Origin of the sequence: Kribbella sp. NPDC056951 (assembly GCF_042674205.1) — a bacterium.
GTDB lineage: Bacteria > Actinomycetota > Actinomycetes > Propionibacteriales > Kribbellaceae > Kribbella > Kribbella yunnanensis.
In genome coordinates, this window is the sequence record NZ_JBHUQZ010000005.1 from 276,351 (window position 1) to 296,166 (window position 19,816).

Below are 19,816 nucleotides of genomic sequence, written 5' to 3' on the forward strand. Positions count from 1 at the left end.
ATGAAGAAGAACCACCTTGTACGCCGGTGGCTGGCGCCCGTCGCTGCCGCCTTGATCTTCACCGGTGCCGGTCTGTCAGCCGGCCCGGCCGAGGCCCGACCGGCGGTCCCGTCCTCGGACGCGGCGCCGCTCGCGGCGTCCCCCGGCTGCGGCAAGACGCCGACGCTGCGGAGTGGGACGTACACGATCCAGAGCAGTGGGAAGAACCGCAGTTTCATCCTGAGCGTGCCTGACAACTACACCAACACCACGCAGTACCGGCTGGTCTTCGGGTTCCACTGGCTGGGCGGCACCATGGAGCAGGTCGCCGGAGGCGGCAGCGACGGCGACGTCTATGCCCATTACGGGCTGCGCCGGCTGGCGAACAACACGGCGATCTTCGTCGCGCCGCAGGGCCTCAACAACGGCTGGGGCAACTCGGGTGGTGAGGACGTGACCTTCACCGACGACATGATCAGGCGGATCGAGAACGACCTCTGCGTCGACACGGCACAGCGCTTCGCCCTGGGCTTCAGCTACGGCGGCGCCATGAGCTACTCGCTGGCCTGTTCGCGCGCGACGACCTTCCGCGCGGTCGCGGCGATCGCCGCACCTGGCGGGATCAGCGGCTGCAGCGGTGGCACCCAACCCTTTGCCTACATGGGCATCCACGGCATCTCGGACAACATCGGCGCCGGGCGCGGACTCCGGGACAGGTTCGTCCGGAACAACGGCTGCACCGCGCAGTCCCCGCCCGAGCCCGCGGCGGGCAGCCGCACCCACATCACAACCACCTACTCGGGCTGTCGCGCCGGGTATCCGGTGGTGTGGGCCGCCTTCGACGGAGGTCACCAGCAGGGCCCCGTCGACGGCTGCGCCGGCTGCGAAAGCGGCGCCCGGAGCTGGGTGAAGAACGAGGTGTGGAAGTTCTTCACGGGAGACACGACGCCCACCCCCACGACGTACCGGCTGCGCAGTGAGGCCGCCGGTCGTTGTCTGGACGTCAACGCCGCCAACTCGGCCAACGGCACCCCGATGCTCGTCTGGGACTGCCACACCAATGCCAACCAGCAGTTCACCCGTACCGGCCAGACACTGCAGGTCCTCGGCAAATGTCTGGAGGCCCCCGGCAACGCCGTACCCGGCACTCGAACTCGCATCTGGGACTGCAACGGCGGCGCCAACCAGCAGTGGAACGTGAACGACAACGGCACTGTCAGCAACCTGCAGACCGGGCTGTGCCTCGAGGCCGCCGGCACCGCCAACGGAGGCCCGGCCAACGTCGCCACCTGCACCATCAACCCCAACCAGCGCTGGGCCAAAGACTGATGTCGCCACGACTCAGCGTGTTCGTCGTCGCGATGATCGCGGTACCCGCGCAGATGCTCACCGCGCAGGCCGCCGACACTGCCGTCGTACGGATTGTTGTTGCACCCAACGGGAACGATCGCAATGCCGGGTCTGCGGATCGTCCGGTCGCCACGCTCGCGAAAGCACAGGAGCTGGCTCGCGCTCGGGCCGGCACGAGCGATGTGGTCGTGGAGCTCGCGAGCGGCGTACACCGGCTGTCCGAACCGCTGAAACTCACCAGCGCCGACTCAGGGCGCAACGGCCACACGGTGACCTGGCAGGCCGCACCGGGCGCGTCCCTGTCGGGCGGCCAACCCGTCACCGGCTGGGCGCAGTACGACGCAGGTGCCAACATCTGGGTCGCTTCGGTTCCGCAGGGCGTCGACTCGCGGCAGCTGTACGTCGACGGGACGCTGGCGCCGCGTGCGACCATCCCTATCTCCCGCAACGACGTACGGATCACAGCGAGCGGTCTGACGATCACGAACTCCGCACTGAACTACCTTGCCACGCTGCCGCGGCAGAACCGGATCGAGGTGGAGAGCCTGAACTCGTTCACCGATCGGTACTCGCCCGTGCAGAGCATCAGCGGAACCAGCATCACCATGCAGCAGCCTGCGTGGAACAACAACAACTGGGGGTACGACACCCTCGCGCGTCCGTTCGCGGGTGGCGGTCTGACCCTGCACAACTCTTATTCGTTCCTCAAGAATGCCGGCCAGTGGTACCTGGACCCGCAGGCCGGAAAGCTCTACTACAAGACGGCCCCCGGTCAGTCACCGGCCGGACGCGACATCGTGCTGCCGCGTTTGACCTCACTGGTGCAGCTGAGTGGCACGCTCGCGAATCCGGTCCGCGACATCACCATGCGGGACATGGTCTTCGAGCACACGACCTGGCTGCAGCCGGGGAGCTCGATCGGGTACGCGAATCAGCAGAGCGGCGCTTTCATCCCGGCTGCCTACCAGATGCCCGGGGACTTCCTGACCTCGTGCCAGTCGGGCTGCCGACAGTTCGAGGCCACTCGCAACGGCTGGGGGCAGGTGCCGGCCGCCGTACAGGTCTCGGCTGCCACCGGGATCACCTTCGTCAACAACACCTTCCGCCATCTCGGGCAGATCGGACTCGGGATCGGCAACGACGCCGCTGCACACCAGTCCGGAGTGGGCCTCGGTGCTTCCAACATCACCGTGTCCCAGAACACCTTCACGAACCTGTCCGGCGGCGCGATCCTGATCGGCGGTGTCCGTCCGGACGCGCACCACCCGGCGAACCCCGCGATGGTCAACAAAGACATCACGGTCCGGAACAACCTGGTGACCGACGTCGCCAAGGACTACAAGGACATGGCCGGCATCCTGGCGACGTACGGGACCCGCGTCGTCATCGAACACAACGAGGTCTCCAACCTCGCGTACGACGGCATCGACATCGGCTGGGGTTGGGGCGCCAATGACCCCGGCGGCAGCCAGGACTACCGCAACCGCGGTCTGTACGACTACCAGCCGGTCTACACCACCCCGACGACGTTGCGCGAGACCGTCGTCCGGTACAACGTGGTCCACGGCACCAAGAAGTCACTTCACGACGGCGGAAGCCTCTACAACCTGTCCGCCAACCCCGGCGGCTCGATCGATCACAACCTCGTCTACGACAACCGCAGTACCGTCGGGCTGTATCTGGACGAGGGCTCACGCTACGTCTCGGTGACGAACAACGTGGTGATCGACAGTGGGGTTTTCGCCTTCACCAACGCCAGCAACTCCAACAACACGAACGACAACGTGTTCGCCGCCAACTGGTACAACACCGGTGCGACGAATGTGGCCACTGGGCCGCCGCACAACAACGTCGTACGCGACAACGTCCAGGTGAGCGGTGCGTGGCCGGTGGCCGCTCAACAGGTGATGGCCGAGGCCGGGATCCAACGCGCGGTGCGGCCCAGCACTGGTGACGTCCTGGCGCTGGCGGCGGGCAAGTGCCTGGAGGTCCCCAACAGCAGCACCACACCCGGCACCCAGTTGCAGATCTGGGGATGCACGGGTGGGGCGCACCGCACCTGGACCCGTACGGCGACTGGTCAGCTGACCGTCTACAGCGGCGGCAACACGCGGTGCGCAACCGCCTTGAACGGCCAGGTGGTGATCTCGCAGTGCACCGGCGGTACCAACCAGCAGTGGCAATTCAACGCGAACGGCACCATCACCGCCGTACAGTCCGGCAGCTGTCTGGACGTCAGCGGCGCCGGCACCGGCAACGGCGCCAAGGTCCAGCTGTGGACCTGCCACGGCGGCGGCAACCAGCAGTGGGCGATCTCCTGATCGAAGGCATAATGTGGCGACCCCGGTGTGAACCGGGGTCGCCACGACGATGGAGGCCCGCAGGTGGACAGCACGTCTCTTCCGGCCGGCCCCGAGGAGCGGGGCGCCTACCGGCCCGGTTACGAACTGGTGGCCGAGCAAATTCTGCAGCTCATCGCGGAACTGACGCTCCAACCAGGCGACCGGATGCCAACCGAGAACGAGCTGGCCGCCCGACTGGGCTGCAGCCGAACCGTCGTACGGGAAGCCATCAAGATCCTGTCCGCCATCGGACGCGTCCGAGCCCAGAAGGGCCGCGGACTCTACGTCGCAGACGACGACGGCATGCTGGGCCCGGCCCGGTGGCGAGGATTCTTCCTCCCCACCAACCTCGACCACGTCTACATGCTCTTCGAGTTCCGCCGCGTCCAGGAGACAGCCGCCAGCAGACTCGCGGCAACCCGCGCCACCCCCGCCGAACTGCGCGCCATCGAAGCCGCCGCCGAAACCTGCCGCCAAGGCCACCTGTCCGGCCAGGCAGACGCCTTCGCCCGCGGCGACGACGACTTCCACCTCGGCATCGCGACCGCGTCGCACAACGACTTCCTAGTCGCCTCAGTCCGCGAAGCCCGCCGCCTGCAGTACCAATCCACCACCATCGGCCTACACGGCACCGTCGGCGGCCACGCAGACGGAGCAATCCAGGAACACACCGCCATCCTCGAGGCAATCCGAGCCGGCGACCCAGAAGCAGCCGCCCAGGCCACCGCCCTCCACGTGGACAACACCCTCGAGGACTACCGCCAAGAAATTCAACGCCGCCTCTTCGGCTAGAACGACCGTCGACTTTTCCCCGCTCTGCCGGGTCTTACACCTCCGAGCCCCCCAAATTGCACGTTTTGACATCGGGATCCCAAAGCGGAGTGGACCGAAATCCTGCGATACTGCGCCCAACTGACACTCTGAGACCCTTGGGGGGGTCCCCTTGAAGTTCCGCCCTGCCCTTTTGCTGCGCGCGGCCGTGCCTGCGGCTCTTGTCGCCGGCTCCCTGGTCGTGCTGAACGGCTCGTCCGGTACGGCGGCCGAGGACCGCACGCCGTTCGAGCCGAAGTTCACGAACCGGCACACGCCGGTCGGTAAGGCGGCGTATGAACCGAACGCCGTCATCGTCAAGTTCAAGCCGAGCGCAAACGTCACGAAGCGCAAGGCCGTGCTGTCGAAGTACCGGACGACGACTGAGGACTCCGTCTCGGACTCTGCAGTCAAGATCACCGGCTCAGCGTCGGCGCCGGAGTTGCTGAAGAAGGTCAAGGCCGACCCGGCGGTCGAGCTTGCCTCGCTCAACTACATCCGCCGTGCCACGGCCGTGCCGAACGACCTGTACTACCCGATGTACGACGGTGGTGCCTGGGGTCAGGCAGATGCCATGAACACGATCCGGATCCCGCAAGCGTGGGACCTGTCGAAGACGAACGGCAGCCAGCTCGTCGCTGTTCTCGACACCGGCGTCGACGTGACTCACCCGGACCTCGTCGGTCATCTCGTGCAGGGTTTCAACGCCGTCTCGAGCACGCGTCCGACCAAGCCGTACGACGACCACGGCCACGGCACCATGACGCTAGGCATCATTGCCGCCGCCGCCAATAATCGTCAGGGCACTGCAGGCGTCACCTGGAACGGCAAGGCCATGCCGGTCAAGGTCCTGAACAACCATGGCGAAGGTCCGGACAGCCAGATCATCAGGGGCCTCGATTGGGCCGTCGAGCACGGCGCGAAGGTCGTGAACATGTCCTTCGGCAGTGACGAGGAAGGCGGCACCCTCCTGCACGACGCGATCAAGCGCGCCGTTGCGAAGGGCGTTGTCATCGTCGCTTCGGCCGGTAACGACGGCGACGGCCGGCTGCAGTACCCGGCGTCGTACCCGGAGATCATCTCGGTCGGCGCCACCGACAACTTCGGCTCATTGACCAGCTTCAGCAGCTACGGCGACTGGGTCGACATCGCTGCGCCCGGCCGGCGGATCCTGACCAGCGGGCCGGTCTCGATGGTCGATCCCGGCGACGACCCGGTCTTCTCATGCACCGGCACATCCTGCTCGGCGCCCCTCGTGACCGGGGTTGCGGCGATGGTGAAGAACAAGTGGCCGTCGTACACGCCCGCCCAGGTCGCGGCACGGCTGAAGAGCACAGCGCGCGACGCCGGACCGCGCGGTGTCGACCCGTACTACGGCGCCGGCATTCTCGACGCGTACGGCGCACTCGGTGGCAAATGGGGAGCCGACTTCGCGACTGGGGCGGCTGACGGTAACGACCAGCCCGCACGGGCGACTGAGATCACCGGTACGTCGGTCACTGGCAACGCGGCGATCGAGGGGGACGTCGACTGGTACAAGCTGGGCACTGCGTCGGCGGCACGCAACCTCAAGATCTCGTTGACGGGTCCGTTCTTCGATGAGTCGACCCGCGCGTCGAACTTCGCACCGCGCTTCGAGGTGTACGACGCCAACCTTATGGGCCTCGGCGGAGGCGCGAAGTCATACCCGACCGAGGTCGACCATCACGGCAACCCGGTATGGGGCCCGCTGAACGCAACCACCCGCGTCAGCGCGCCGGCGGGAACTGTCTACATCGCGGTACGAAACGACAACGGATCGCGGGACACCCGGGCATACTCGCTCGAGGTCACAGCCGAAGGCTCCGGCGGCCCAGCCTGGAACAAGTCCTATCCGGTACTGAACGCGACTCCGGCCGACCTATCGGCCGGAGCAGCCGTGACCACGAAACCGACAGTGACGTTCGCGCGGCCGGTCGAGGCTGCCACGGTGACTGCGGAAACGGTTCGGTTGGTGAGCGCCAAGACTGGTTCGGTCGTGGCGACTACGCAGACATATGCCGAGGACACGCGGACGGTCGAGCTGACTCCAACCGCAGCACTGCTGGATAACGCGCCGTACCGGATCGTTGTGAGCGGCGTGCAGGCAAACGGGGCTGCATTAGCTCCGTTCAGCAGTGTGTTCTCTACTGTTGATCTGGTGCCGGGTGCGTTGGAGACGTTTGACGGTAGTGGGTCGTTCCAGAAGGCGAATCTGTCGTGGAAGATTCCGGCGCTTGGGGATCTGGATCAGATCATCGTTCGGCGGAACGCCGGGGGTAAGTACCCGACGCCGACTACTGGGACGCTTGTCTACTCCGGTACTGCGTCTAGCTTCGCCAATACTGGGCTGCCTCAGTCGACGACCTACACCTACAGCGCTTGGGTGAAAGATCGGAGTGGGAAGCTGAGTGCGGGTAAGGGAACGCAGTTGCTGGGGATGAAGTCGGGGATCTCTACGACGTCCACGAAGCTGAACATTGGCGGGTCGATCACGCTCAAGGGGAGCACGCTGGGGATCGACGGGAAGGCGTACCCTGCCTTGCCGATGAGTATCTACTCTCGGCCGGCGAACGGGACGACGTTCAAGCTGCTGAAGACGCTGGGGTCGTCGTCGCGGGGGACGGTCAGCTACACGTTCAAGCCGGGGTACTCGGCGGTGTACATGCTGACGTTCGCCGGGAACGGTGACCTGATGGGGACGCGGACCAACGACATCACGGTGCTGGTCACGCCGACCATCTCGTCGACGCTGTCGCCGTCGACGGTGAAGCTGGGGTCGACCACGAAGCTCAGTGGGGTGGTGAACCCGGCGCACTCCGGCAAGTCGGTACAGTTGCAGCGACTGGTCGGGAAGACGTGGACCGCGGCTGGTTCGGCGAAGCTGAGCTCGGCGGGCGCCTACGCGTTCGGGATCAAGCCGCCGTACAAGGGGAAGATCGCCTACCGGGTCTACTTCCCGAGCGACGGCGACCACACCCTCGCCTACAGCGCGATCCGCACTCTGACGATCACCTGATCATCAGCTGACAGGTGTGCCCCGGTCGATTGCGGCCGGGGCACTCGTCTCTTCCGGGGGATGGTCTGTGCCGCGGACCAGGCTGATGATCGCGCCGACGGACTCCAGCCACTCACCAACCCACCGTGAGACGCGGTCGGAGGCTCGCCTTGAGCGTGGTGGCGCGGATGTTCGCGAGGTTGGTGAGTGTTGGCGGTCCGCCGAGCGCATCCCAAGGCCCGCCGCAGCAGCCCGAGACCGCGGCGGGGGTCACCTTGAGACTCCATCAACCATCTGACACCCGCCGGAGCGGTTGAACCGTGCCCAAGGTCGCCCGGTCAGCTCACCTTGAGCACCGATCGACCACGTTCTGGGTGGGCGATTGGCTGAACGGTGCTCAACGTCGTATCGGATCGCGCAGAGACCCCGCAACCAAGTGCGCTTGGCGTGCATCCGTCGGTGCTGGGGTCAGGGGGCGTAGTGCTGGATGGCGCCGCCGCGGGAGAGGTCGACGAGGGTGTGGGCCAGGGAACGGGCGTCGGCTAGGACTTCGGCTAGGTCGAGCTTGGTTAGTTGGCGGTTGCGGACTACTACTTGGCCGGCTACCAGGACTGTGTGGACGTCGGAGGCTCGGACGGAGTAGACGAGGGCTGCTCTGGGGTCGTGGAGGGGTTGGTTGTGGGGCGCGGCGAGGTCCAGGAGGGTTATGTCGGCTTGGCGGCCTGGTTCTAGGGCTCCGAGGGTGGCGGCCTGGTTGGCGGCTGCGGCGCTGTGGCGGGTGGCCAGGCGGAGGGTGTCGGAGAGGGGCATCCACTCGGCGTTGTTTTGCTGGTGTTTCTGGGTGAGGGCCAGGAGGCGGAGGGATTCCCAGACGTCGAGGGTGTTGTGGACGGCGGCGCCGTCGGTGCCGATGCCGGTGCGAATGCCGATCGAGTGGAGTTGCTTGATCGAGGTTCCGTTGCCCATGGCAAGTTTCAGGTAGACCTTGGGGCAGGTGGCGACGGTGGTGCGGTCGGCGTAGCGGGCGAGGATCGGGAGGTCGGTGTCGCGGATGCCGCAGCCGTGAGCGATCAGGGCGCCGGCGTCGAGGACGCCGGTGCGGTCGAGGATCTCGATCGGGGTGGCGCCGTGTTTGTCGAGGGAGGCTTGGGTTTGGTCGTCCGTCTCGGCGGCGTGCAGGTGGATGCGGAAGCCCTCGGCGCGGGCGACGTCGGCGGTACGGCGAAGGTCGTCGTCCGAGACCGTGTACGTCGCGTGCGGGCCGAGGCTGGCGGTGATGCGCGGGTGCAGGGTGGCGAGGTCGCGGGTGGTGGCGATGGCGGCGTCGACGGCTTCGGGGCCGGCGGACGAGAAGTACGTGGGGGCGAGGTCGGCGCGGATGCCGGTCTCGATGGCGGCCTGCGCGATCTGGTCGGCGTGGAAGTAGTGGTCGACGAACGTGGTCACCCCGGCGAGGAGCATCTCGGCGCAGGCCAGGCGGGCGCCGACGCGGACGCGTTCCGGGGTGAGGTTGACCTCCATCGGCCAGATGCGCTGGTTGAACCAGTCGTCGATGGAGAGGTCCTCGGCGGCGCCGCGCATCATCACCATCGGGCTGTGCGTGTGCGAGTTGATCAGACCGGGCACGGCGAGCAGCCCAGTGCCGTCGATCACCTCACCCGCTGGCGGTGCTGCGGTGGTGGGGGCTATGGCAGTGATGACGGAGTCGGTGAGGTGGATGTCCTGGGCCTGGTCTATCCGGCACTCCCCTGTCTCGGGGACGATCAGGACGTCGACGTTGCGAATCAGCGACTGCGCCATACCGGAGCCTCTCACGGTCAGGGGTGACGGCCGGCCAGGACGCAAAACTCGTTGCCCTCAGGGTCGGCGAGGACGACCCAGGTGGCGTCGGCGCCTTGCCCCACGTCGGCGGGACGGGCACCCAGGTCGAGCAGTCGGCGGACTTCTTCGGCCTGATCGCGATCGGTGGGGTTGATGTCGAGGTGGAGTCTGTTCTTGACCGTCTTGGGTTCGGGGACCTGGACGAAGGTCAGTGTGGGCGGCACCGGGCCGGGGCGGTTCCTGCCTTCGGGGACGGCTGGTGAGCCGATGGTGATGAGGTCTTCCTCGATCAATTGCACCTCGTAGTCGAGCACCGCACACCAGAAGCGGGACAGGGCGCCGGGGTCGGCGCAGTCGATCGCCAGCTCGGTCAGCTTGCTGGCCATGTCGGAACCTCCCGTTGACGGTGGAGCGGGTCAGCGGCCATCTTGCCACCGGACCCCATGGGAACAAATGTTCGAATCTAGGGTAGTGTGCTTCGTATGGGTGCTGATCTTCAGGGCTCGTTGCTGGATGCGTTCGAGGATCCGGGGTTGGGATCGCTCGACGGGATCACGCGGGCGGAGCTTGGGCAGGGCGCGTGGGTCGATGTGCTGCCGGGGTGGTTGACCGGGGCGGACCAGGTGTTCGAGCGGCTCGTGCGGGAGGTGCCGTGGTACGCGGAGAAGCGGCAGATGTACGACCGCGTGGTAGACGTGCCGCGGTTGCTGTGCTTCTACGAGGAGAGCCAGGATCTTCCACTGCCGATCCTCGACGAAGCGCGCGACGCGTTGAGCGACCACTACCGCGAGGAACTCGGCGAACCGTTCCGCACGGCCGGCTTGTGCTACTACCGCGACGGCCGGGACAGCGTCGCCTGGCACGGCGACCGGATCGGGCGCGGGAATCACGAGGACACGATGGTGGCGATCCTTTCGGTAGGTGAGCCGCGCGTGCTGGCGCTCCGGCCGCGGCCTGGTGGGTCGAGTGGACCGGTGGGTTCGGCGATCCGGTATCCACTCGGGCACGGCGACCTGATCGTGATGGGCGGTTCCTGCCAACGCACCTGGGAGCACGCCATCCCCAAAGCCAGCGGACGAGTCGGCCCCCGCATCAGCATCCAATTCAGACCCCGCGGAGTGCGCTGAAACCGTCGGTCGGCTACTGGCGAGCGAGAGCTGCCGGATCCACCTGGATCGGGTAGGGCTCATCGATCGTCGAGACCACTCCCCCGAGAGCCGTGAGCGTCCGGCGGTACTTGCCGTTGCTGAGCTCGGAAACGATCAGGTGCGGACGTTTCTCCAGCTCGAGGCGCCAGTAGAACTTGATGCCGGCCTCGGCGTAGAGCTGCGGTTTGATGATCCGGTCCTGCGGCTGTGTGTGAGGCGACACAATCTCCACGACGAGAAGCACGGAGTCGCTCGGGCAGCGCGGGACGTCGGTCGCGGTGACGGCGCGGTCGATCAGCAAGAGATCCGGGGTTGCCAGGCGGCCGCCGGGGATCTCGACGTTGATCACCGGGAGCAATTCGTAGGGGGCCTGGGCTGCCACGACCGCCGCTTCCAGCAGCTTGGCGAGCCGGTGCGACGCGCGCTGATGGACCGGTCCCATCAGCGCGGGGGTCACTGTCAGGACGCCAGGGGTGAGTATTTCGTAGCGGGTGTGATTGCCGTCGTCGGGGAGCGCTTCGACGTCCTCGATCGTCCAGGGTCCGACGTGATCCACGAATGCGATGCTCATCGCTTGATCCTCCTGCTGGCAGTACTCGGGTCAGTCTTCCACGGGTCAGGCGGCGTTCGCCTTGGCTAGTTGGGGTTGGTAGATGTGGTCGGGGGTGGCTATGTAGAAGGCTAGGAGGGGGACTTGGGCGGCTTGGCAGAGGTGGGTGGCGGCGGTGGACCATTCGTTGTCGACCTCGGGCCAGGTGGGTGGGCCGGGGCGGCCTAGGGCCAGGAGGAGGCAGGAACCGGGCTCGGAGCGGAGGGCGAGCACGAGCGGGTGCATGGCTGTTGCGCAGAGGCCGGGAGGGTCCAGGGGTAGGTCCTGTTCGGCGAATTCTGCGGGCAGGTCGATGGCTACTACGGCTCGGAGGCGGGCGTCGGGACCGCAGAGGATGGCGGTGAAGGTGCCGTTGCGGCGGTCACGGTCGCTGACCATCAGGTCGACGACATCGGCGGCGAGGGTGGGATCAGTCAGGGGCTGGTCGGTCCATTCGGGGGCTAAGTCGAGGAAGCTCATACCAAGAATGTGCCGTGGCTTCCGGCCCGGATCCGAGTTATCCACAGGGCAGTTCCGCAGCGGACAATTGGCCCACCTGACTGGAACGAAAGTGGATCTGTGGCTTGGGCCGCTGTGGTCATAGGCTCAGTGCATGATGACGAACAAGTTCTTGCCGCCCGCGGGAGCACCGCGTGATCTGGCGATGGCACAGCTGGCCAACTCGGTCGGGGACGGGGCGTTCGTCGTCACGTCGGCGTTGTTCTTCACGCGGGTGGTTGGGCTCTCGGAGGCTCAGGTCGGGCTGGGGCTGACGATCGCGTGGCTGGTGGGGTTCCTGGCGGGTGTGCCGCTGGGGCACTTGGCGGACCGGAAGGGACCGCGGGTGGTCGCCATCCTGCTGGCATTGAGTACGGCGGTCTCGGTGTCGGCGTTCTTGTTCGTCCGGAGCTTTCCGCTCTTCCTGGTGGCTGCGATCGCCTATGCGTGCAGCCAGACCGGGCTGACGGCGGCTCGGCAGGCGTTGCTCGCCGGGCTGATCGCACCGGCTGAGCGCACTCGCATTCGGGCGTTCCTGCAGGCCACGGTGAACGGTGGGCTGGCGGTCGGCGCGCTGCTCGGCGGGATCGCGCTGCGGTTCGACACGGAGGCGGCGTACCTGGTGGTCTTTGCGGTGGATGCGGTGAGTTTCTTGATCGCGGCCGCGCTGATCCGTCGGGTGCCGGCGGTCGCGGTGGCCGTGCGGGTCCAGGGTGAGCCGCGGCTCGCCGTACTGCGGGATCGTCCGTACGCCGTTCTGGCGCTGCTGAACTCGATCATGCTGCTGTTCATGCCGCTGATCAGCCTGATCGGCCCGCTGTGGATCGTCACTCGCACCGATGCGCCGAGCTGGGCGGTCGCCTCACTGATGATCGTGAACACGGTTGGCGTGATGGTCTTCCAGGTGCGGGTGGCTCGTAAGGTGCGCGATCTGCGCACTGCGACCAAGTCGGTCCGGTACGCCGGGATTGCGATGCTGGCCGCCTGTGGCGTGTTCGCCTTCACCGCGATGGACCTGCAGCCTGCAGTCGCTGCCGGAGTGCTGGTGGTGGCCGCGGCGCTGCTGACGCTGGGCGAGATGAAGCTGGCCTCGGGTGCGTGGGAGATCAGCTTCGGGTTGGCGCCGGCTGACAAGCAGGGGCAGTACCAGGGGTTCTTCGGTACCGGTCCTGCGATCGCCAGAATGCTCGGCCCGGCGCTGCTGACCACGGTGGTCCTGGGGTGGGGTCCGATCGGCTGGATCATCGTCGGAGCCCTGTTCCTTGGGACCAGTGTGGGAACTGGTCCCGCCGTAAAATGGGCAGCGCGGACGCGGGCCGTCAGTGTGGACGGTTCGGCCGTGGTCGCCTGAGGAGTCTGATGGATATCCCCGGTCTGGTCGAGGTCACGACGTACGAGGAACTGCGCGAGGTTGTGCCGCCGCCGCTGGGTGCCGCGGTCGACAAGGAGCGCAAGGAGCTGCACCCGCTGGACCGCGACTGGCTGGCAGCCTCGCCGTTCGTGCTGATGGCCACCTCGGCGGCTGACGGCACCTGTGATGTCTCGCCGAAGGGCGACCCGGCGGGGTTCACGCTGGTGCTGGACGACACCACGATCGCGATCCCGGACCGGGCCGGTAACCGGCGGGTGGACGGTTTCGAGAACATCATCAGCAATCCGCACGTCGGGCTCATCTACTTCCTGCCGGGGCGCACGGACACGCTGCGGATCAACGGGCGGGCCCGGATCGTCAAGGACGCGCCGTTCTTCGATCAGATGATCGTCAAGGGGAACCGGCCGCAGCTCGCACTGCTGGTGGAGATCGAGGAGGTCTACCACCACTGCTCTAAGGCGTTCCTGCGGTCCAAGCTGTGGAAGCCGGAGAGCTGGGACGTCGACGCGGCGCCGAGCCGGGCGAAGATCTCGCAGGCGCTGGAGCGTAAGGACGCCAGTCTGGCCGAGCTGGAGAAGTACTACGGCAAGGAGTACGAAGAGAAGATCTACGAAGTCAAATACTGAGTACTGCGCCTGGCGTACAAGCGGATACTCCGTGGCGACGATGACATCGAGGGGCGCAGCGCCGTACGGTTCCTTACTGTGACCACCACTGACCACTATCCTCAGGTACGGCGGATTCTGCTGCCGCTGGCGATGTCCGTGATCGGTGTGGTCGGGTCGTTCGGGGCGGCGAACAACGGGCAGTTCGACCGGCGACCGGCGGACTGGTTCATGGTGCTGCTGATCCTGAAGGGGTCGCTGTCGCTGTACTGGCTGCGGACCCACCTGATCCCCGTGCTGTGGGCAACGGTTGTGTCCACGCTGATCTACATGCTGATGCAGTACCCGTACGGCCCGGTGATCTTCCCGTTCATCATCGCGGTGTTCACGACCATCCGGCTCGGGCATCGACTGGTCGGGTGGTCGGCGCTGGCCGCGCTGTACATCGGGCATGTCGGCGGGCGGATGGTGCTCGGCATCAACGAGGACGGGGTCTACCAGATCCTGTTGGTCGGCTTCTTCTTCGTTCTGCTGGGCACTATCTCGGAGCTGTTCCGGGCGCACCGCGAGCGCGTGACTGCGTCAGAGCGCACGCGGCGGGAGGCGGAGCTTCGGCAGGCCAGTGAGGAGCGGCTGCGGATCGCACAGGAGCTGCACGACGTCGTTGCGCACCACATCTCACTGATCAACGTGCAGGCGTCGACTGCGCTGCACCTGGCCGACCGGCAACCCGAGCAGGCCGCACCGGCGCTCGCTGCGATCAAGGACGCCAGCAAAGAGGCACTGGTGGAGCTACGCGCGATCGTCGGCATCCTGCGGCAGGCCGACGAGTCGGCACCGCGCCAACCGGTCGCCGGGCTGGATCGACTCGACCATCTGGTCAGCCGAACCTCCATGGCGGGTCTGGAGGTGCACACCGTGATCCATGGTGAGTCACGTCCGCTGCCGACCGGGCTGGACCGCGCTGCGTTCCGCATCATCCAGGAGTCGCTGACCAACGTCGTACGGCATGCCAAGGCGACCACTGCGACCGTGCGGATCCAGTACGGCGAGGAGTCGCTCGTGGTCCAGGTCGACGACAACGGGCAGTCGCTGGCCGGCGCACCCACCGAAGGCAATGGCATTGTCGGCATGCGTGAGCGCGCGACCGCACTCGGTGGGACCCTGGCGACGACCCGCACCCCCGTTGGCGGACTGCGGGTCGTCGCGACGCTGCCGCTAGTCGGGCAAGCGAACGTGTGACGGACTGAGCTCGGCGACGCTCGAGACGCCGAGCAGCGCCATGGTGCGTCGGACCTCGCTCGTGAGGATGTCCGTCGCGCGGGCGACACCGCGCTGGCCGCCGGCCATCAGGCCGTAGAGGTACGCGCGGCCGACGAGGCAGGCGTCTGCGCCGAGGGCGACCGCGGCCACGATGTCGGCGCCGGACATGATGCCGGTGTCGAGGTAGATCTCCGCGTCCGAACCGATCGCCTTGCGGACATCCGGGAGGATGCGCAGCGGCGTCGGCGCGCGGTCGAGCTGGCGGCCGCCGTGGTTCGAGAGCACGATCGCGTCCGCGCCGGCGTCGACCACGCGGCGAGCGTCGTCGACGGTCTGGATGCCCTTGACGATCAGCGGGCCGTCCCAGATCGACCGCAGCCAATTCAGGTCGTCGATCGTCATGGTGGGATCGAAGAGCTTGTCCAGCAGCTCGGCAACCGTGCCGTCCCAGCTGGACAGGGAGGCGAACGTCAGCGGGCGAGTGGTGAGCAAGTTGGCCCACCAGGCCGGGTGCATCGACGCGTCGAGCACGGTCTTGGCGGTCAACGAGGGCGGGATGGTGAAGCCGTTGCGTACGTCGCGCAGGCGCGCACCCGCGACCGGTACGTCGACCGTCAGCATCAGCGCCTCGTAGCCGGCAGCGGCGGATCGCTTGACCAGGTCCGCACCGGAGTCGCGGTCCTTCCAGACGTACAGCTGGAACCACTTCCGCGCGTCCGGGGCGGCCGCGGCGACGTCCTCGATCGAGGTGGTGCCCATGGTCGAGAGCGCGTACGGGATACCGCTCTCTTGGGCGACCTTGACGACCGCGCTCTCCCCCTCGTGGTTCATCATCCGGGTGAACCCGGTCGGCGCGAACGCGAACGGCAACTCCGAGCGCTTGCCGAGGATCGTCGTACCGAGGTCGATCTCGGAGACATTGCGCAGGATCGACGGCTGCAGCTCCATCTCGGCGAACAGCCGTCGGGCGCGGCCGAGGCTGATCTCGGCCTCGGCGGCGCCATCGGTGTAGTCGAAGACCGAGCGCGGCGTCCGGCGCTTCGCGATCGCGCGGAGATCGGCGATGGTGAGCGCTTTCTCGAGGCGGCGCTCGGTCGGGTTCGTGGTGATCGGCTTGGCGCGCAGCAGCGGCCTGAGCTCGGACCATTTCGGCAGCTGGCGGTCGGTCATCGGGCACTCCAGGGGTGGTGTGGTCAGACCACACCCTAGCCTGTGGTCCGACCACATGGGTAGAGTCTCCGGGTGAAGAACTACGAGCTGGTGCTGCATCGGGTGGAGGCGGATCTGGCGGCCGGGCGGCTGCGGATCGGCGGACGGCTGCCCGGAGAGCGCTCTCTCGCGGAACAGCTCGGGATCAGCAGGCCGTCGGTGCGGGAGGCGGTTCGGGTGCTGGAGGCGATGGGGGTCGTGCGCACCGCGACCGGTTCCGGGCCGGAGGCGGGTGCGGTGATCGTGGCCGAGCCGGTGTCCCCGCTGACCGCCGTACTGCGGTTGCACCTGGCAACCAATCATCTGCCGATGGGTGATGTCGTGCAGACCCGGGTGCTGCTGGAGTCATGGGCGGCACGGGAGGCGGCCGGGCGGTCTCCGGAGTTGGGCCCGGTGATCGAACTGCTGGATCGGATGGATGCGCCGGGAATGGCGCCGGAGGAGTTTCACCGACTCGACGCGGAATTCCATGTGGCGTTGGCGGGACTCGCCGGCAACGTACTGATTGCGGCGGTGATGGAGTCGTTGCGGTCGGCAATCCACGGGTACGTGCTCGCCGCCGTACCGAATCTGCCGGACTGGGAGGCGACCGCGGTCGGGCTACGCAGTGAGCACCGCGCGATCGTGGCGGCGCTGGCGTCCGGGGACGCGGACAGCGCGGCCGGGTTGGTGACCGCGCATATCCAGGGGTTCTATCAGGCTGCCCGGTTGCCTTCGTAGCAACGTTCGACGGCGGAGAGCGCGGTCCGGCGCAGGCCGAGGATGACGATCGCGCCGACCAGCAGGTGGAAGGACGCGAGGCCGAGCTTGGCGCCGATGCCGATCCCGCCGGTAAGCGGGCTGCCGAGCGACATCAGGCAGGAGATCACGGCGACGATCGTCCAGGCCCTGCGGGCGCCGATGGCGAAGCGCTCCAGGATCGCCAGCAGTGCCCAGCCGGCGAACGCGAGCGCAGCCGTCGAGATCGCGATCATGGGCGCGCCGATGTGCTGCAGTACGCCGCCCTGTCGCGCATCCAGCGTGAGCCCGGCCACGGGGACGAGGACCGCCCACCACGATGCCGCCGCGATCGTGGCCACCCCGACCACCAGCAACCGGCTCCGATCGGTACGGCGGCGCGCGGCCGGCTTGGTGGTGGTGGGGACGGACGAGGTGATGGTCTGCATTTTCAGCCTCCGGGAGTGGTTGTTGCCACCAAGGTGACTGATAGCCGGCAGTTCGGGCATCGGTCCGACGGCTGTGCACCTTCTACTTTGGTCGGTGGTGGCTGGACGGACGGCGGCTTAGGGTCTGGGCATGGAAACTGAGGACTGTCCGCCGACGGGGCGGCGGTTGGCCTGGGGTCCCTGGATGGTTGTCGCCATTGGCTTCTTGACGGCGATGACGATCATCGGGCGGATGGCGGACCCGAACCATCCGCGGCGGGTGGTGCTCGATGTTGCGGTGGGTCTTGTCAGCACCGCGTTGATGGTGCTGTTGCCGCGGCACCCCGTACCCACGGCGCTCGGGATGGCGTTCCTAGTGATGTTGTCACCAGCGGGGACACCAGCCAGTACGGCGGCAACTATCGGAATCGCACTGCGGATGCCGCAGCGAACGGCAATCGCGGTGACCGCGATTCAGATCGTCGCGCATCTGGTGCAGGGAGCATGGCGGCCGGTTGCCGGATTGCCGTTCTTCTGGTTCGCGGTACTGGACGTCGCGGTGCATGCGGCCTTGCTGGGTTGGGGATTGTGGACCCAGGCGAGGCAGCAGTTGTTCGATTCGCTGCTGGATCGGGCGCGTCGGGCGGAGGCCGAGCAGGGGCGCCGAGTCGCGGAGGCGCGGACGCTTGAGCGAACCAAGATGGCTCGGGAGATGCACGACGTACTGGCGCATCGATTGTCCTTGCTGGCCACGTATGCCGGGGCGCTGGAGTACCGGCCGGACTCGTCGCCGGAGAAGTTGGCGCAGGCTGCGGGGGTGATTCGGACCGGCGTGCATCAAGCGCTGGACGAGCTGCGCGAGGTGATCAGCGTGCTGCGCGACACCGAGATCGAGGAGGGACCGGGCGGGCGGCCGCAGCCGACGTTCGGGGATGTTCAAGGGCTCGTGGAGGAATCGCGAGCGGCCGGGACGACGGTCGTGTACGACGAACAGGTGGCCGACGCCATGTCATTGCCTCCGGCAACCGGACGAACGGCGTACCGGATTGTGCAGGAAGGGCTGACCAACGCTCGCAAGCACGCGGCCGGGCATCCGGTGACCGTCACCGTGACCGGTCGGCCCGGGACCGGGTTGCGGATCGAGCTGACCAATCCCGGATCGAACGGCGTACCGCTGGCACCGGGGAGCGGGACCGGGCTGGTCGGGCTGACCGAGCGCGTGCAGCTGGCCGGCGGGACGCTCGATCATCAGCCGGAGCCCGGTGGCGGGTTCCGACTCGCTGCCTCGCTACCGTGGCCGACATGAGTGAGCCGATCATCCGGGTACTGGTGGTGGACGACGATGCCCTGGTTCGGGCGAGTCTCGAGATGATGCTGGACGGGGCCAACGGAATCTCGGTGGTCGGGCAGGCCGCCGATGGGGATGAGGTGCAGGCGGCGGTCGACGCACATTTCCCGGACCTGGTGCTGATGGATCTGCGGATGCCGCGGGTGGACGGGATCGTCGCGACCCAGCGGGTGCGGGCGCGGCCGAATCCGCCCGAGGTCGTCGTACTGACCACGTTCGACACTGACGAGAACGTGCTGCACGCGCTGCGCGCCGGGGCCAGCGGGTTCCTGCTGAAGGACACGCCGCCGGCCCAGATCGTCGACGCCGTACGACGGGTTGCGGCCGGGGACCCGATCCTCTCCCCCGCGATCACCCGGCGGCTGATGGACCGCGCCGCCACCCAGGCCGACGCGCACACGATCGCGCAGGAGTCGCTGAAACGGCTCTCACCCCGCGAGTACGACGTGATGCTGGCGGTCGCGCAGGGTAAGGCGAACGCGCAGATCGCCGCCGAGCTGTACATGAGCCTGGCGACGGTGAAAGCGCACATCTCGCACATCCTGACCAAGCTGGAGCTCGGGAACCGCACTCAGATCGCGCTGCTGGCACATGACGCCGGACTCGCCTGATCGCTATGGCCCGGCGGAAGCATTAACGTGACCGCATGATCAGGGTGTTGCTGGCGGATGACCAGGCGTTGGTGCGGGCCGGATTCCGGGCGTTGCTGAACGCCGAGGACGACATCACCGTGATCGGTGAGGTGTCCGACGGCGCCGAGGCGGTCGCCGTGGCGCGGGCCGAGAAGCCCGATGTCGTGCTGATGGACATCCGGATGCCGGGGACCGACGGGCTGGCCGCGACCCGGATGATCGGTGCGGACGAGTCGCTGGCCGACGTCCATGTCGTGATCCTGACGACGTTCGACCTGGACGAGTACGTGTTCGAGGCGCTGCGGGTCGGGGCCAGCGGGTTCCTGGTGAAGGACACCGAGCCGGTCGAACTGCTGCAGGCGGTTCGAGTTGTCGCGAGGGGGGATGCGCTGCTCTCGCCTGGGGTGACGCGGCGGCTGGTGGCGGAGTTCGCGAGCCGGAGCCGGCAACCGCATGCCAGCAATGAGCTCGACGTACTGACCGAGCGCGAGAAGGAGATCGTCGCGCTGGTCGGTGAAGGTCTGTCGAACGACGAGATCGCCGAGCGGCTCGTGCTCAGTCCGGCGACTGCGAAGACGCACGTGAGCCGGGCGATGATCAAGCTCGGGGCCCGCGATCGTGCGCAACTGGTCGTCGTGGCGTATCAGACCGGGCTCGTCCGGCCGGGGTGGCTGGGCTGACGCAGACGG

At 67.2% G+C, this 19,816-nt stretch carries 18 protein-coding genes; 12 read left to right on the top strand and 6 right to left on the bottom strand.

The annotated features are described in order from the left end of the window. From ACFTSF_RS22020 to ACFTSF_RS22035, 4 genes are all read left to right on the top strand, one after another. On the top strand, window positions 1–1,308 hold the full coding sequence (locus tag ACFTSF_RS22020) for a ricin-type beta-trefoil lectin domain protein (protein WP_380155565.1): 1,308 nt from the start codon (window positions 1–3) through the stop codon (window positions 1,306–1,308). Beyond that, window positions 1,308–3,650, top strand: coding sequence for a ricin-type beta-trefoil lectin domain protein (locus tag ACFTSF_RS22025; RefSeq protein WP_380155567.1), 2,343 nt, complete (start codon window positions 1,308–1,310; stop codon window positions 3,648–3,650). Before ACFTSF_RS22020 ends, ACFTSF_RS22025 begins: the two co-directional genes overlap by 1 nt. 63 nt (window positions 3,651–3,713) lie before the next feature. Continuing rightward, complete coding sequence (locus ACFTSF_RS22030; protein WP_380155568.1) at window positions 3,714–4,463, top strand: FadR/GntR family transcriptional regulator; 750 nt, start codon at window positions 3,714–3,716, stop codon at window positions 4,461–4,463. A 151-nt stretch (window positions 4,464–4,614) separates the two neighbouring features. After that, complete coding sequence (locus tag ACFTSF_RS22035) at window positions 4,615–7,518, top strand: S8 family serine peptidase (protein ID WP_380155569.1); 2,904 nt, start codon at window positions 4,615–4,617, stop codon at window positions 7,516–7,518. Window positions 7,519–7,965: 447 nt separating this feature from the next. On the opposite strand, the gene ACFTSF_RS22040 is transcribed toward ACFTSF_RS22035, so the two are convergent. Further along, window positions 7,966–9,297, bottom strand: a complete 1,332-nt coding sequence (locus ACFTSF_RS22040) for an amidohydrolase (RefSeq protein WP_380155571.1) — start codon at window positions 9,295–9,297, stop codon at window positions 7,966–7,968. 17 nt (window positions 9,298–9,314) lie between these two features. Then, the gene (locus ACFTSF_RS22045) at window positions 9,315–9,704 is read right to left on the bottom strand and encodes a VOC family protein (RefSeq protein ID WP_380155572.1); all 390 of its coding nucleotides are present in this window, start codon (window positions 9,702–9,704) and stop codon (window positions 9,315–9,317) included. Between the two features lie 96 nt (window positions 9,705–9,800). Here ACFTSF_RS22045 and ACFTSF_RS22050 point away from each other — a divergent pair, with 96 nt between their 5' ends. After that, on the top strand, window positions 9,801–10,445 hold the full coding sequence (locus tag ACFTSF_RS22050; RefSeq protein WP_380155573.1) for an alpha-ketoglutarate-dependent dioxygenase AlkB: 645 nt from the start codon (window positions 9,801–9,803) through the stop codon (window positions 10,443–10,445). A 13-nt stretch (window positions 10,446–10,458) separates the two neighbouring features. Here the strand turns inward: ACFTSF_RS22050 and ACFTSF_RS22055 are convergent, their stop codons facing one another. Together ACFTSF_RS22055 and ACFTSF_RS22060 are read right to left on the bottom strand one after the other, a co-directional pair. Next, window positions 10,459–11,037, bottom strand: coding sequence for a Uma2 family endonuclease (locus tag ACFTSF_RS22055; RefSeq protein ID WP_380155575.1), 579 nt, complete (start codon window positions 11,035–11,037; stop codon window positions 10,459–10,461). Between the two features lie 45 nt (window positions 11,038–11,082). Next, window positions 11,083–11,535 carry a hypothetical protein gene (locus ACFTSF_RS22060; protein WP_380155576.1) on the bottom strand — a complete coding sequence of 151 codons (453 nt, stop codon included), beginning with the start codon at window positions 11,533–11,535 and terminating at the stop codon, window positions 11,083–11,085. 133 nt (window positions 11,536–11,668) lie between these two features. Between ACFTSF_RS22060 and ACFTSF_RS22065 the strand changes: the two genes are divergently transcribed. The 3 genes from ACFTSF_RS22065 to ACFTSF_RS22075 all read left to right on the top strand — a co-directional run bounded on the left by ACFTSF_RS22065 (window position 11,669) and on the right by ACFTSF_RS22075 (window position 14,772). Continuing rightward, window positions 11,669–12,904: an MFS transporter gene (locus ACFTSF_RS22065; protein WP_380155578.1), complete on the top strand. Its 1,236-nt coding sequence runs from the start codon at window positions 11,669–11,671 to the stop codon at window positions 12,902–12,904. 8 nt (window positions 12,905–12,912) lie between these two features. Then, a complete protein-coding gene (locus ACFTSF_RS22070) occupies window positions 12,913–13,551 on the top strand; it encodes a pyridoxamine 5'-phosphate oxidase family protein (RefSeq protein ID WP_380155579.1) in 639 nt (212 codons plus the stop codon). Window positions 13,552–13,629: 78 nt separating this feature from the next. Further along, complete coding sequence (locus ACFTSF_RS22075) at window positions 13,630–14,772, top strand: sensor histidine kinase (RefSeq protein WP_380155580.1); 1,143 nt, start codon at window positions 13,630–13,632, stop codon at window positions 14,770–14,772. On the opposite strand, the gene ACFTSF_RS22080 is transcribed toward ACFTSF_RS22075, so the two are convergent. Next, on the bottom strand, window positions 14,749–15,963 hold the full coding sequence (locus tag ACFTSF_RS22080) for an alpha-hydroxy-acid oxidizing protein (protein ID WP_380155581.1): 1,215 nt from the start codon (window positions 15,961–15,963) through the stop codon (window positions 14,749–14,751). The genes ACFTSF_RS22075 and ACFTSF_RS22080 overlap by 24 nt on opposite strands. A gap of 72 nt (window positions 15,964–16,035) precedes the next feature. Here ACFTSF_RS22080 and ACFTSF_RS22085 point away from each other — a divergent pair, with 72 nt between their 5' ends. Further along, the gene (locus ACFTSF_RS22085) at window positions 16,036–16,722 is read left to right on the top strand and encodes a FadR/GntR family transcriptional regulator (RefSeq protein WP_380155582.1); all 687 of its coding nucleotides are present in this window, start codon (window positions 16,036–16,038) and stop codon (window positions 16,720–16,722) included. Here the strand turns inward: ACFTSF_RS22085 and ACFTSF_RS22090 are convergent. Continuing rightward, complete coding sequence (locus tag ACFTSF_RS22090; protein WP_380155583.1) at window positions 16,698–17,168, bottom strand: DUF6069 family protein; 471 nt, start codon at window positions 17,166–17,168, stop codon at window positions 16,698–16,700. The genes ACFTSF_RS22085 and ACFTSF_RS22090 overlap by 25 nt on opposite strands. 130 nt (window positions 17,169–17,298) lie before the next feature. Between ACFTSF_RS22090 and ACFTSF_RS22095 the strand changes: the two genes are divergently transcribed. From ACFTSF_RS22095 to ACFTSF_RS22105, 3 genes are read left to right on the top strand one after another with little or no spacing between them, the layout of a single operon-like run. Beyond that, window positions 17,299–18,453, top strand: a complete 1,155-nt coding sequence (locus ACFTSF_RS22095; protein WP_380155584.1) for a sensor histidine kinase — start codon at window positions 17,299–17,301, stop codon at window positions 18,451–18,453. Further along, window positions 18,450–19,106: a response regulator gene (locus ACFTSF_RS22100; RefSeq protein ID WP_380155585.1), complete on the top strand. Its 657-nt coding sequence runs from the start codon at window positions 18,450–18,452 to the stop codon at window positions 19,104–19,106. Before ACFTSF_RS22095 ends, ACFTSF_RS22100 begins: the two co-directional genes overlap by 4 nt. Before the next feature lie 35 nt (window positions 19,107–19,141). Next, the gene (locus ACFTSF_RS22105) at window positions 19,142–19,807 is read left to right on the top strand and encodes a response regulator transcription factor (protein ID WP_344146124.1); all 666 of its coding nucleotides are present in this window, start codon (window positions 19,142–19,144) and stop codon (window positions 19,805–19,807) included. The last annotated feature ends 9 nt before the right edge of the window (window positions 19,808–19,816 follow it).